Origin of the sequence: Mycobacterium sp. Root265 (assembly GCF_001428895.1) — a bacterium.
Classification (GTDB): Bacteria; Actinomycetota; Actinomycetes; order Mycobacteriales; family Mycobacteriaceae; genus Mycobacterium.
The window spans coordinates 221,668-233,754 of record NZ_LMJA01000004.1 but is presented as its reverse complement, the minus strand read 5'-3'; the positions used below and the strand labels follow the sequence as shown (position 1 = coordinate 233,754).

The 12,087-nt window shown below is 68.7% G+C and carries 11 protein-coding genes and 1 pseudogene; 8 read left to right on the top strand and 4 right to left on the bottom strand.

Annotated elements, in window-relative coordinates:
• Both ASE48_RS07430 and ASE48_RS07425 read left to right on the top strand, forming a co-directional pair.
• On the top strand, nucleotides 1-325 hold a 325-nt coding region (locus tag ASE48_RS07430), incomplete at its 5' end, for a Fe-Mn family superoxide dismutase (RefSeq protein ID WP_162264195.1).
• A gap of 64 nt (nucleotides 326-389) precedes the next feature.
• Nucleotides 390-1,208 carry a DUF1206 domain-containing protein gene (locus ASE48_RS07425; RefSeq protein WP_057166399.1) on the top strand — a complete coding sequence of 273 codons (819 nt, stop codon included), beginning with the start codon at nucleotides 390-392 and terminating at the stop codon, nucleotides 1,206-1,208.
• 6 nt (nucleotides 1,209-1,214) lie between these two features.
• Here ASE48_RS07425 and ASE48_RS07420 read toward each other — a convergent pair whose 3' ends face one another.
• Nucleotides 1,215-1,571, bottom strand: a complete 357-nt coding sequence (locus ASE48_RS07420; RefSeq protein WP_057166398.1) for a heme-binding protein — start codon at nucleotides 1,569-1,571, stop codon at nucleotides 1,215-1,217.
• 84 nt (nucleotides 1,572-1,655) lie between these two features.
• On the opposite strand from ASE48_RS07420, the gene ASE48_RS07415 reads away from it, so the two are divergent.
• From ASE48_RS07415 to ASE48_RS07395, 5 genes and pseudogenes are all read left to right on the top strand, one after another.
• Complete coding sequence (locus tag ASE48_RS07415; RefSeq protein WP_057166397.1) at nucleotides 1,656-2,531, top strand: hypothetical protein; 876 nt, start codon at nucleotides 1,656-1,658, stop codon at nucleotides 2,529-2,531.
• A gap of 57 nt (nucleotides 2,532-2,588) precedes the next feature.
• The gene (locus ASE48_RS07410; RefSeq protein WP_057166396.1) at nucleotides 2,589-3,605 is read left to right on the top strand and encodes an iron ABC transporter substrate-binding protein; all 1,017 of its coding nucleotides are present in this window, start codon (nucleotides 2,589-2,591) and stop codon (nucleotides 3,603-3,605) included.
• Nucleotides 3,606-5,168: an ABC transporter permease gene (locus ASE48_RS07405; protein WP_057166395.1), complete on the top strand. Its 1,563-nt coding sequence runs from the start codon at nucleotides 3,606-3,608 to the stop codon at nucleotides 5,166-5,168. It abuts the gene before it with no gap.
• On the top strand, nucleotides 5,165-6,223 hold the full coding sequence (locus ASE48_RS07400) for an ABC transporter ATP-binding protein (RefSeq protein ID WP_057166394.1): 1,059 nt from the start codon (nucleotides 5,165-5,167) through the stop codon (nucleotides 6,221-6,223). Before ASE48_RS07405 ends, ASE48_RS07400 begins: the two co-directional genes overlap by 4 nt.
• Nucleotides 6,220-8,562 (top strand): annotated as a pseudogene (locus ASE48_RS07395) (AMP-binding protein); the annotation flags it as partial. The gene ASE48_RS07400 and the pseudogene ASE48_RS07395, both read left to right, overlap by 4 nt.
• Nucleotides 8,563-8,657: 95 nt before the next feature.
• On the opposite strand, the gene ASE48_RS07390 reads toward ASE48_RS07395, so the two are convergent.
• From ASE48_RS07390 to ASE48_RS07380, 3 genes are read right to left on the bottom strand one after another with little or no spacing between them, the layout of a single operon-like run.
• Nucleotides 8,658-9,455, bottom strand: coding sequence for an acyl-CoA thioesterase (locus tag ASE48_RS07390; protein WP_082614041.1), 798 nt, complete (start codon nucleotides 9,453-9,455; stop codon nucleotides 8,658-8,660).
• Complete coding sequence (locus tag ASE48_RS07385; RefSeq protein WP_057166392.1) at nucleotides 9,452-10,648, bottom strand: CoA transferase; 1,197 nt, start codon at nucleotides 10,646-10,648, stop codon at nucleotides 9,452-9,454. Before ASE48_RS07385 ends, ASE48_RS07390 begins: the two co-directional genes overlap by 4 nt.
• Nucleotides 10,649-10,660: 12 nt before the next feature.
• The gene (locus ASE48_RS07380) at nucleotides 10,661-11,338 is read right to left on the bottom strand and encodes a hypothetical protein (RefSeq protein ID WP_057166391.1); all 678 of its coding nucleotides are present in this window, start codon (nucleotides 11,336-11,338) and stop codon (nucleotides 10,661-10,663) included.
• 48 nt (nucleotides 11,339-11,386) lie between these two features.
• Between ASE48_RS07380 and ASE48_RS07375 the strand changes: the two genes are divergently transcribed.
• Nucleotides 11,387-12,082, top strand: coding sequence for a dienelactone hydrolase family protein (locus tag ASE48_RS07375; RefSeq protein WP_057166390.1), 696 nt, complete (start codon nucleotides 11,387-11,389; stop codon nucleotides 12,080-12,082).
• Nucleotides 12,083-12,087 lie beyond the last annotated feature (5 nt).

The window sequence follows — 12,087 nt, the reverse complement described above, 5'->3', positions numbered from 1 at the left end:
CGACCAGTTCGGATCCTTCGACAAGTTCCGCGCCCAGTTCACCGCCGCAGCCAACGGACTGCAGGGCTCGGGCTGGGCCGTACTGGGCTACGACAGCCTGGGCCAGCGCCTGCTGACCTTCCAGCTCTACGACCAGCAGGCCAACGTCCCCCTGGGCATCATCCCGCTGCTGCAGGTCGACATGTGGGAGCACGCCTTCTACCTGCAATACAAGAACGTCAAGGCCGACTACGTCAAAGCCTTTTGGAACGTCGTCAACTGGGCCGACGTCTCCGACCGCTACGCCAAGGCCACCGCGAACACCGGCGGACTCATCTTCGGCTGAATTGGTTTCGCGGGCGTCAAAAAGGGGGATACGGGGCCATCCGATCACCGGCCGAGGAGGCCCCATGAGCAGAAGCTCCAGCACCGTCCACGGCGCCGTGGACAGGGCGACCGACAACGACGCCTTCCAATACGCGGCGCGGGCCGGCTTCGCCGCCAGCGGTGTCCTGCACCTGTTGCTGGGGTACATCATCCTGCGGCTGGCGCTGGGCACCGGCGGCAACGCGGATCAATCAGGGGCCCTGGCCACCCTTGCCGCCCAGACCGGCGGGCAGGTGATGTTGTGGATCGCCGCGATCGGGTTGTTCGCCCTGGGCCTGTGGCATCTGGCCGAGGCGGTCGTCGGATCCAAGCCCAGCGAACGCTCCGGCAACGACGACTCACCGGCCTGGAAACGCGCCAAGTCGGTCGGTCTGGCGATCGCCAACATCGCGATCGCGTTCTCCGCCATGCGTTTCGCGATGGGCTCGGGTAAGTCCAGCGGCCAGCAGAATTCCGGCCTGTCGGCACAACTGATGCAGTCCGGCTGGGGTAAGGCACTCCTGGTCGCGGTCGGCCTCGGGGTGCTGGGCGTCGGCGGATACCACGTCTACAAGGGCGTCTCGCAGAAATTCTTCAAGGATCTGCAGGTGTCCGGCGGCACCGGCATCACCGCCGTCGGGGTCGCCGGTTACGTCGCCAAGGGTTTGGTACTCGCCGGTGCCGGCATCCTCGTCGTCTTCGCGACGCTGCAGGCCGATCCCGCCAAGGCCTCCGGCCTGGACGCCGCGGTCAAGACGCTCGGTGAGGCACCGTTCGGCAAGTTCCTGCTCATCGTCGCCGCGCTCGGCATCGCGGCGTTCGGGCTGTACAGCTTCGTGCGCAGCCGCTACGGCCGGTTGTGACCGGACTCAGCTGAGCGCGTCGATGAGCGCGGCCAGCTGCCCGGGTGACACCGCCACCCCGCACTGGTGGCGCAGGTCGATCAGCGGGCGCGCGATGTTCTGCAGGTCGAGGAACTCGCCGGGATGCGTCAGGAAGTAACCGCGCACCGAGTTCTCCGCGTCGGCGGTGGTCTGATTGCCGGCCGCCGTCAGCACGTCGTTCGCGCCCGGATGGGTTTCCAGGTAGCCGCCCGCCTGATTCAGCACACCGCTGGCGACGGTGGCGAGATTGCTTGCCGAGCACGGCTCCGCTGCGGCGGCGGTCGGAGCAGCGATCAAGGACGCGGCGACTCCGCCGAGGACGAGCGTGACAATCGGTTTCATGGGTCGATCCTGCGGGAAATCGTGGCCCCCTGCACGGCCTTGTCGCGAACTGGATATGTCGGTACCCGTCGCTACCCTCACGCCATGTCGTTTCCCACACTCGCTCGCCAGGTTGATTTCCCGGCTCCGACCGGGACTTTTGACGCGGAGAGGGCCGTCGCCGCGGCCATCGAATTCTGCACCGCCTACGACGTCGCCCGGCACACCCGGTATTCGGTGGTGCCGCGACTGGATCAAGCGCTGCGCATCGCGTCGCTGACGGGCCCGGACCGACGCTGGCGACGGATGGCCAGCTGGTCGGGCAACCACGATATCGAGGGGCTCCCCGAGACGGTGCTGCTCACCGATGAGCGGGACTTCCTCTACAACAGGTTCGTGGCCGCACTGCCCGATGCGGACTGGCTACCCCCGAACACCGTGACCTCGGTGAGCCGGTGGGCGCGGTTCTCCCACGCCATGCGCGAGGCGCAGAGTTTGGGCCTGGGCTGGATCTTGCCTGTTCAGCGCGAGGTGCTGCTGGTGCCGATGCCCACGACGCGCTACGCCGACAGCAACGCACGGGTGCTGCACTGCGACACCGGCCGACCTGCCATCGAATGGTCAGACGGCTCCGGGCCGTTCTACCTGCACGGCACCGAATTCGACGAAGGTCTGTATCGGGCGGTGCTCGGCGGCGAACTGTCCCTGCATGCCATCGCCTCCGTCCGCAGAGCCGAGCAGCGCTCAATCGCCATGCGCTACTTGACCTTCGACGCGGCGGAGGCCGCCGGGGCCCGGTTGTTCCACGGCGGTGTGTACCGGCTGGCACTCCCGCCGCGGCTGGCCAGGAACCGCAGCGCGTTCGCCTACTTCATCCGGCTGGGTGACAGCCCGTCCATCCAATGGGTGGATCCGCGGACCGTCTGTGACAACCCGAGCGGCCGCTGGCGCGACGAGATTCAGGAGGGGTCGACGAGCTAGCTGTGAATATCGCGGGTAGGCGACCCTATCCTTATCGGGGGATGAAAGGATTCCCCCATGAGCCTCCGGTGGAGCCGCTTTGCCGCGGCATTGTCCGTCCTCGCTGTCGTTGCCTCGGCGACGGCATGTTCGTCCGACGACGGAGGCGACGAGCTGCTGATCTACAACGCACAGCACGAATCGCTCACCAAAGAGTGGATCGACGCGTTCACCAAGGAGACCGGCATCAAGGTCACCTACCGGCAGGGCGGTGACACCGAACTGGGCAACCAGCTCATCGCCGAGGGCGATTCCTCCCCGGCCGACGTGTTCCTCACCGAGAACTCACCGGCCATGGCCGCAGTCGAGGACGCCGGGCTGTTCGCCGATGTCGACGCCGCGACCGTCGAGCAGGTACCCGCCGAGTACCGCCCGTCGACCAACAAGTGGACCGGTGTCGCGGCCCGCACCACCGTCTTCGCCTACAACGCGCAGAAACTGCAGCTGGGCGAGCTGCCGCGATCGATCATGGATCTGCAGCAGCCGGAGTGGAAGGGCCGCTGGGGCGCCCCGCCTCCCAAGGCCGACTTCCAGGCCATCGTCTCGGCGATGCTGCAGCTGACCGGCGAACAGGCCACCTCCGCGTGGCTGGCCGGGATGAAGACCAACGCCACCCTGCTGCAGGACAACATCGCCACCCTGCGCGCGGTCAACGACGGTGAGATCGACGGCGGAATCATCTACCACTACTACTGGTTCCGCGATCAGGCCAAGACCAAGGAGATCAGCGCCAACACCGAGCTGCACTACTTCCGTAACGAGGATCCGGGTGCGTTCATCAGCATCTCCGGTGGCGGCGTGCTGGAGTCGAGCAAGAAGAAGGATCAGGCTCAGCAGTTCCTGAAGTTCGTCACCAGCAAGGCCGGGCAGGAAGTCCTGGAGAAGGGCACCTCGTTCGAGTACCCGGTGGCCAGCGGCGTGCCCGCAAACCCGGCGCTCCCGGCGCTGGACACCCTGCAGGCACCGAAGGTCGACCCGTCGACGCTGGACGCCGCCAAGGTCACCGACCTGATGACCAAGGCCGGCCTGCTCTAGGTGGTCTCCACCCAGACCGAACGCCCGACCGCCGGACCGCGACCACCCGCCCGGCCGGGGACGCTGCTGACCGGGGGCATCGGCCTGCTGGTCGCGGTCACCTTCGTGCCGCTGGGCTATGTCGCCTGGGCGGTGATCAGCACCGGCCCCACCCGGATCTATGAACTGGTGGTGCGGCCCCGGGTGGCCGAGTTGCTGTTCAACACCGTCGGTCTGGTGGTGGTGACCGTCCCGCTGTGCCTGGTCCTCGGCATCGGGGCCGCATGGCTCGTCGAGCGCACCGACGTCCTCGGAGCCGTGGTGTGGCGTCCACTCCTGGTCGCCCCGCTGGCGGTGCCCGCCTTCATCAACAGCTACGCCTGGGTCAGTGTGTGGCCGACGCTGCACGGGTTCGGCGCCGGCGTGCTGGTCGCCACCCTGTCGTACTTCCCGTTCGTGTTCCTGCCCGCCGCGGCCACGCTGCGCCGGCTCGATCCTTCCATCGAGGAGTCGGCACGAGCGCTGGGCTCCGGCACCATCGGCATCTTCTTCCGGGTGGTGCTGCCGCAGCTCCGGCTGGCCGTGCTCGGCGGCGGACTGCTGATCGGGGTGCACCTGCTCGCCGAGTACGGTGCGTTCGCGATGCTGCGTTTCTCGACGTTCACCACCGCCATCTTCGAACAGTTCCAGGCCACGTTCGACGGCGCCGCCGGCGCCACCCTGGCCGGGGTGCTGGTCCTGCTGTGCCTGGTGCTGCTGCTGGGCGAGGCACTGCTGCGCGGCAACGCCCGATTCGCCAGGATCGGATCCGGCGCGCCACGTGCGGCGACCCCGATCCGGCTGCGTACCTGGAACATTCCGGCCACAGCAGGCCTGGCCGCGCTCACCGCACTGGCGCTGGGCGTGCCGGTCTGGACACTGCTGCGCTGGCTGTGGATCGGTGGCGCCCAGGTCTGGGAGCTCGCCGATCTCGGTGAGGCGCTGGGCCAGACCGCGCTGCTGGCCGCGGTGGCCGCCGCCATCACCACCGTGGCGGCGTTCCCGTTCGCGTGGCTCGCCGTCCGCTACAGCGGCGCGTTCGCGCGCACGGTCGAGGGCGCCAACTTCGTCACCAGTTCCATGCCCGGCATCGTCACTGCGCTCGCGCTGGTCACCGTCGCCATCCGGTTCGCTCCCCCGCTGTATCAGACCGCGGCGCTGGTGCTGTGCGCCTACGTGCTGATGTTCCTGCCGCGCGCGCTTGTGAGCCTGCGCTCGGGACTGGCCCAGGTGCCGCCCGGACTCGAGGAGGCATCACGTTCGCTGGGGCTGTCACCGGCACGCAGCTTCGTGCGAATCACGTTGCGGCTCACCGCGCCTGCGGCCGGCGCCGGCGCGGCGCTGGTGTTCGTCGCCGTCGCCACCGAACTGACCGCCACCCTGCTGCTCGCCCCGACCGGCACCAGGACGCTGGCGATGCGGTTCTGGTCGCTGTCGAGCGAGCTGGACTATGCGGCCGCAGCACCGTACGCACTGGTGCTGGTGTCGTTGTCGATCCCGGTGACGGTGGCGCTGTTCCGGCAGGCGACGCGGGGGACGTCATGAGCGAACACACTCTGACCGTCCACGGCCTGACCAAGACGTTCGCCGATCACCCGGTGCTCGACGGCGTCGACCTGACGCTGACCCCGGGCAGCATCACCGCCGTGGTGGGCGCATCGGGTTGCGGTAAGACCACGCTGCTGAGACTGGTCGCCGGGTTCGAGGCACCCGACGCCGGCACCATCGACATCGACGGGCGCCGCGTGGCCTCCGCCGCGAGCAGCCTGGCACCGCACCGGCGGTCCGTCGGCTACGTCGCGCAGGACGGCGCCCTGTTCCCGCACCTGAGCGTCGGCGCGAACATCGCCTACGGACTACCCGGGCGCGCCGGCAGCGCCGCGGCCCAGGCCCGCGTCGCCGAACTTCTCGAAACCGTGTCCCTGCTGCCCTCGTTCGCCGCACGGCGGCCCCATGAACTGTCCGGTGGCCAGCAGCAGCGTGTCGCTCTGGCCCGCGCCATGGCACGGCAGCCGGCCCTGATGCTGCTCGACGAACCGTTCTCCGCACTCGATACCGGGCTGCGCGCCGCGACCCGCAAGGCGGTCACCAAGGTCCTCAACGACGCCGGTGTCACCACCCTGCTGGTGACCCACGATCAGGGCGAGGCGTTGTCGATCGCCGATCAGGTCGCCGTCATGCGCGACGGCCGGTTCACCGCTGTCGGTACGCCCCAACAGGTCTACCGCACGCCGGCTGACCGGTTCACCGCCGAGTTCCTGGGCGATTGCGTGTTCCTTTCCTGCACGGTGCGTGCCGGATCCGCCGAATGCGTGCTGGGCCGGATTCCGCTGGCCGTACCGGCGCCCGACGGTCCGGCCACCTTGATGTTGCGGCCCGAACAGCTGGTCGCCGTCGAGATCACCGATGCCGGAACGGAACTGGAGCCCGGGATCGGCACCGTGGTGGCCACCGAGTTCCTCGGCCACGATGTGCTGCTCACCATCGACGCCGGCGGTGACACCCCACCGATCACCGTGCGCCAGCACAGCATCTCACCACCCGGGGAATCCGCGAAGGTTCGCATCGAGATACTCGGTGGCGGTCTGGTGTTGCCATGAGACACCTCGTTGCGCACCTGCGGGCGCACGGCGACCGGCCCGCGGTGCACACCCGCGACCAGACGCTCAGTTACCGACAACTCGCCGACCGGGTTGACTGCGCCACAGCAGAATTCGCCGGTGGCCGCAAGCTGATCCTGCTGGAGACGCACAATGACATCGCCACCCTGACACGCTATCTCGGCGCCATGGCCGGCGGGCACGTGGTGCTGCCGGTGCCACCCGGCAGTGATCACGCCGACCTAATCGACACCTACCGCCCCGATGTCGTCATCGACGCCGGCGGCGTGCACCACCGCGGCGCCCAGCATCACGACCTGCACCCCGACCTGGCGCTGCTGCTGTCCACCTCGGGCAGCACCGGCTCACCCAAACTGGTCCGCTTGTCGGCGGCCAATCTGCTGGTCAACGCCGAATCCATCGCCGAATACCTCGAGATCCGCGATACCGACTGCGCGGCAACGACACTACCGATGTCCTACTGTTACGGGCTGTCGGTCATCCACAGCCACCTGCTGCGCGGCGCGGCGTTGATCCTCACCGATCTCTCGGTCATCGATGACGCGTTCTGGGAGCTGCTCATCCGCCACCAGGGCACCTCGTTCGCGGGTGTGCCCTACACCTTCGACCTGCTGGACCGGATCGGCTTCGACACCCTGCGTCTGCCGCACCTGCGCTACATCACCCAGGCCGGCGGGCGACTGGAAGCCGAGCGGGTGCGCCAATTCGCCGCGCTCGGGCAGCGTCGCGGCTGGCAGTTGTTCGTCATGTACGGCGCGACCGAGGCCACCGCCCGAATGGCTTATCTGCCGCCCGAACTCGCCGGGACACGGGCCGAGGCGATCGGCCGGGCCATCCCCGGCGGGCGACTGTGGATCGATGGTGGGGCGAGCGGAGCGACGGGGAATCAGCACAGTCCGGACGATGAGATCGGCGAACTCGTCTACCAGGGGCCCAATGTGATGATGGGCTACGCGCGCAACGCCGCCGATCTCTCCGCGCCCGCCGGCACCGATGAACTGCGCACCGGGGATCTGGCCCGACGCGGCGCGGACGGGCTCTTCGAAGTGGTGGGCCGCGCCAACCGGTTCGCCAAGCTGTTCGGCCTGCGCATCGACCTGCAACGGGTGGAATCCACTCTGCGCGAGCGCGGTATCTGCGCGCTGTGCACCACCGATGACGACGTCCTCGTCATCGCCGCAATACACGACGCGCAGGCGGTGCGCAGCGCCGCCACCGAGATCACCGGGCTGCCCGCCGGTGCGGTGCGGGCGGTCAGCGTCGACGAGCTACCGATGCTGCCGTCGGGCAAACCCGACTATCCTGCGGTACTTGCACTGCGTTCCGAAACGGCGGCATCGACCGCGCTGCGCGGGGTCTTCGCCGACGTGCTGCACCTGAATCCCGCAGACATCGACCCCGGTGCCAGCTTCGTGGACCTGGGCGGCAATTCGCTGAGCTACGTGACGATGTCGGTGCGCATCGAACGGGTGCTGCACGAACTCCCACCCGAGTGGCATCGGATGCCACTGCGCGAACTGGAGCAACTCAGCACCCGCAAGCGCCGCTGGACCTCGACGCTGGAGACCAGCGTGGCGCTGCGGGCGGTGGCGATCGTGCTCATCGTCGGATCCCATGCCGAACTGTTCGAGATGTGGGGTGGGGCGCACATCCTGCTCGGCGTCGCCGGCTACAACTTCGGCCGGTTCTGTCTGACCTCCGTACCACGCCCCGACCGGATCCGGCACCTGCGCAGCACGATCACCTGGATCGCGCTGCCCGCGATCGCCTGGGTGGCGGTCACCATGACCTTCAGCGATGACTATCAGTGGTCGAATCTGTTACTGGCCAACAAGATTCTCGGTCCGTTCGACAGTATGACCGCGGGCCGGCTGTGGTTCATCGAAGTGCTGGTCTGGATCCTGGTGCTGCTGACCCTGCTGCTGTGGGTACCCGGGGTGGACCGGCTGGAGCGCCGCCGACCGTTCGCGTTCGCGTTGGTGTTCCTGGCCGCGGGAGTGGCCCTGCGCTATGACGCCCCGGGACCGGACATGGGCGAGGATGCCTGGTTCAGCATGCTGGCGTTCTGGTTCTTCGCGGTCGGCTGGGCCGTGGCGAAGTCATCGACGGCCTGGCAGCGCGCCGCCATCACCGCGCTGTTGGCGGTCGGCCTGTACGGCTACTTCGGTGACCATATCCGGGAAGCGCTGGTGTTCGCCGGGATCGCGGTGATGATCTGGTTGCCGTCGATCCGCTGCCCGGTGCTGCTGACCGGCGTGGTGGCCGCACTGGCCGACGCCTCGCTGTACGTCTACCTGAGCCATTTCCAGATCTATCCGCTGTTCGGCGAACACCGTCTGCTGGGTGTGCTGGCGGCACTGGTGTTCGGTGTGGTGCTGGCCCAGGCGATGGCGCGGCTGCGCAGCCGGTTCCATCAGCGGTCGGCGATGATGCCTTCCTGGACCAGGGTTGCGGCGATCACGCCGTCGGCGCGCACGAGCGACGCCGACATCACGCCGCGCCCGCGGGCGGCCGCCGGAGACCGGGATTCCAGCAGATTCCATTGATCGGCCCGCAGCGGCTGATGAAACCAGATCGACGAATCGGTGGTCCCGCTGCGGTGCGTGCGGTCGGCCATCGAGAATCCGTGCACCTGCAGTATCGGGTCGACGCCGTAGAGGTCGGTGACGTACACCGCGACCAGGGTGTGGATCAGCGGGTCGTCGGGCAGCCCGACGGTGGTGCGCCACCACAGCCGCCGCACGAACTCGCCGCCGTCGTGCCCGTCCTGCACGCGGATGTCGAGTTCGTCCAGCGGAAGTGACGGTGCCGGGCCGGGCGGCCCGGTGCGGTCCAGGGTGTCCGGGTGCGGCGGCATCGACTGCCGGGTCCCGTGTTCGGGGCCGGGCAGCGGCGCGGAGAACGACACCGTTGCGATGTTGAGGAGCCGGTCGTGCTGGCGGGTCTGCACCCGGCGCGACGCCGCGGTCCGGCCGTCATAGACGCGTTCGACCTGGTAGTCCGAGTCGTCACCGGCCTCGCCGCCGCGCAGGAACTGCTGGTGCAGGTTGGTGGGCCGTTTCCCGGCGTCGACCGTGGCGCACGCCGCGGCCAGACTCTGCGCGGCGAACAGACCCCCGAAGGACCGCTTGCCCTGCGGGCCGGCCCCGGGTCCGCGCCACCGGTCCGCACCGTCCGGCGCCAGCGTCAGCAGGCGCAGCAACACACTCACGCGATGGTTCCCGCACCGGTGAGCTTCTCGATCTCCGCGGCACTGAGACCCAGGCGGCCCAGGACCTGCGCGGTGTGATCGCCCAGCGCCGGTGACGCGGTGGCGGGCGGGTAGCTGCCGTCGATGCAGATGGGCAGGCCCGGGGCCAGGTACTCCCCGATCCGCGGCTGGTCCAGGGTGGTGAACAGCGGGTTGGAGGTCACCCGTTCATCGGCGGCGATCTCGGCGAAGCTGCGGTAGCGCTCCCACAGCACCGAGGTCTGCGACAGCGCGGCGGCGACGTCCTGGGCGCTGCGTTCGGCGAACCACAGGGTGAACAGCCCGGTGAGCGCATCGCGGTGCCGGTACCGCTCCCCTTCGTCGGTGAAGTCCGCGCCGAGCGCCTCACCAAGTGCGGCAACGGCTTTGGTGGTACCGGTGAGTTCGGTCAGATCGCGGAAGTGCCGTCCGGTCAGCGCGACCAGCATGAACACCACGCCGTCGCTGCTGGTGAAGTTCTGGCCGTACTGGCCGTAGAGCGAGTTGCCGATCCGCCGGCGCTCGGTGCCGCCGACCATCACCTCGGTGAGGAAGCTGAGGTTGCCCGCGGTGGCCAGCGCGACGTTCTCCAGCGGGATGGCGACCTGCTGGCCGGCACCGCTGACCTCGCGGTGGCGCACCGCGGTGACCACCGCCAGCGCCGCATACAACCCGCACGCCACATCCCAGGCGGGCAGCACGTGGTTCACCGGCGTGGCCAGGTTGGCGGGGCCGGTCACCAGTGGGAAACCGACGGCGGCGTTCACGGTGTAGTCCACGCCGGTGGAACCATCACCGCGCCCGGAGATCTCGACGTGGATCAGATCCGGTCGCAGGGCCACCAGTTCGTCGTAGGAATGCCAGGCTCGTCCGGCCACGTTGGTGATCAACACGCCGGCGTCGGCGATCAGCTCGCGGATGAGCTGCTGACCCTCGGGTGCCCGCATGTCGACAGCCACCGACTGCTTGCCCTTGTTGAGCCCGGCCCAATAGATGCTGTCCCCGTCATCGGTCACCGGCCAGCGCCTGTAATCGGCGGCGCCGCCCACCGGGTCGACGCGGATCACCTCCGCGCCCAGTTGCGCCAGGGTCATCCCCGCCAGCGGGACCGCCACGAAGCTGGAAATCTCGATGATCCGTACCCCCGCCAGGGGCCCCTGCGCCGCACCAGTCACCCGGTCAAGCTATCAACCCTCGGTCAGCACGGCGCCGTCTCGGCTCGCGGTCACCAATGTGCCGCGACCACCGTCGATCAGCACACCGCGCAGATACCGCGAACTCGCCGTCGCGCCGTCGAAGATCTCGCTCTTGACCTCTTCGGCCAGCACCGACCGTCCGTTGTCGGTGAACAGGTAGCGGTATCGGGTCTCGGTGTGGCCCTGCCCCAGATCCTGGGACTCGATGTCGAGGTCCACATCGTCGGGTTTGGCGACGCCGAGTGCGGTGAGCACCGCGTCGGGTGAGAACTCCGCGAGGGCGATCTCCCGGGTGGTCTCCGGGCTCAGCCGGACCTCCTCGCTGACCTCAGCGGCGTCCAGGAAGCGCACGAGCCGCCAGGCGTCACCGACACCGCGCAGCACCACCCGCTCGCGGCCCGGCAGCAGCTCGGCGACCACCACCTCCTTGCTCAGGTACACAACGACGGCGCCGGTGATCTCGCCCAGCTCAGCGGCCCGGCGCCGCAACGCCGAGAGATCCCAGGGCCGGACCTTGGGGCCCAGGTTGTCCTCGTTGAGCGCCCGCACCGCGGCGGCGACGGCGGCCCGAATCGGCCCCTTGTTGCAGCGCAGCGGGATTTCACCCGCGTCACGCAGGGCCCACAGCGCGGTGATGACCTCGGGTGCCAGGTCGACGGATTCAGACACGACACGTCAGGTTACGGCCTCTCGGCTTGTGCCATTAGATTCGGTGGCATGTCCTCGATCGAGCTCGACACCCCCGCCGGCCCCATCGATGCGCTGGTCGACGTACCCGAGGGCCAGGGCCCCTGGCCCGGCGTGGTCGTGGTGCATGACGCCATCGGCTATCAGCCCGACAAGGAGGCGGTGTCCGCGCGTATCGCTGCCGCCGGGTATCTGAGTATCACCCCGAACCTGTACGCCCGCGGCGGCCGGGCCCGCTGTATCACCAAGGTGATGCGCGCCGCACTGACCAAGCAGGGCCCCGCCATCGAGGACCTGCTGGCCGCCCGCGACTATCTGCGGGACCGTCCCGACAGCACCGGCGTCGTCGGCATCGCCGGTTTCTGCATGGGCGGTCAGTTCGCGCTCATCTTGTCCCCCAAGGGTTTCAGCGCCTCGGCGCCGTTCTACGGGACACCGCTGCCGAAGAACCTGGAGGAGACACTCAGCGGCGCCTGCCCGATTGTGGCGAGCTTCGGAGCCCGCGACCCGATCGGCCGCGGAGCCCCGGCGAAGCTGAACAAGGCCGTGGCGGCCCAGGGCATCGCCGCCGACGTCAAGGTTTACCCGAACGCCGGGCACAGCTTCGCCAATCAGCTTCCCGCGCAGGCATTGTTGCGGGTGACCGGTTTCGGCTACAACGAGGCCGTCGCCGAGGATGCCTGGAGCCGGGTGTTCGACTTCTTCGAGACGCATCTGCGGGCCTGAGGGTG

What these genes read in the sequence shown, in the direction of transcription:
- ASE48_RS07425 (WP_057166399.1), top strand. Translation starts at nt 390, where the DNA reads ATGAGCAGAAGCTCCAGCACCGTCCACGGCGCCGTGGACAGGGCGACC.
- ASE48_RS07420 (WP_057166398.1), bottom strand. Translation starts at nt 1,571, where the DNA reads ATGAAACCGATTGTCACGCTCGTCCTCGGCGGAGTCGCCGCGTCCTTG.
- ASE48_RS07415 (WP_057166397.1), top strand. Translation starts at nt 1,656, where the DNA reads ATGTCGTTTCCCACACTCGCTCGCCAGGTTGATTTCCCGGCTCCGACC.
- ASE48_RS07410 (WP_057166396.1), top strand. Translation starts at nt 2,589, where the DNA reads ATGAGCCTCCGGTGGAGCCGCTTTGCCGCGGCATTGTCCGTCCTCGCT.
- ASE48_RS07400 (WP_057166394.1), top strand. Translation starts at nt 5,165, where the DNA reads ATGAGCGAACACACTCTGACCGTCCACGGCCTGACCAAGACGTTCGCC.
- ASE48_RS07375 (WP_057166390.1), top strand. Translation starts at nt 11,387, where the DNA reads ATGTCCTCGATCGAGCTCGACACCCCCGCCGGCCCCATCGATGCGCTG.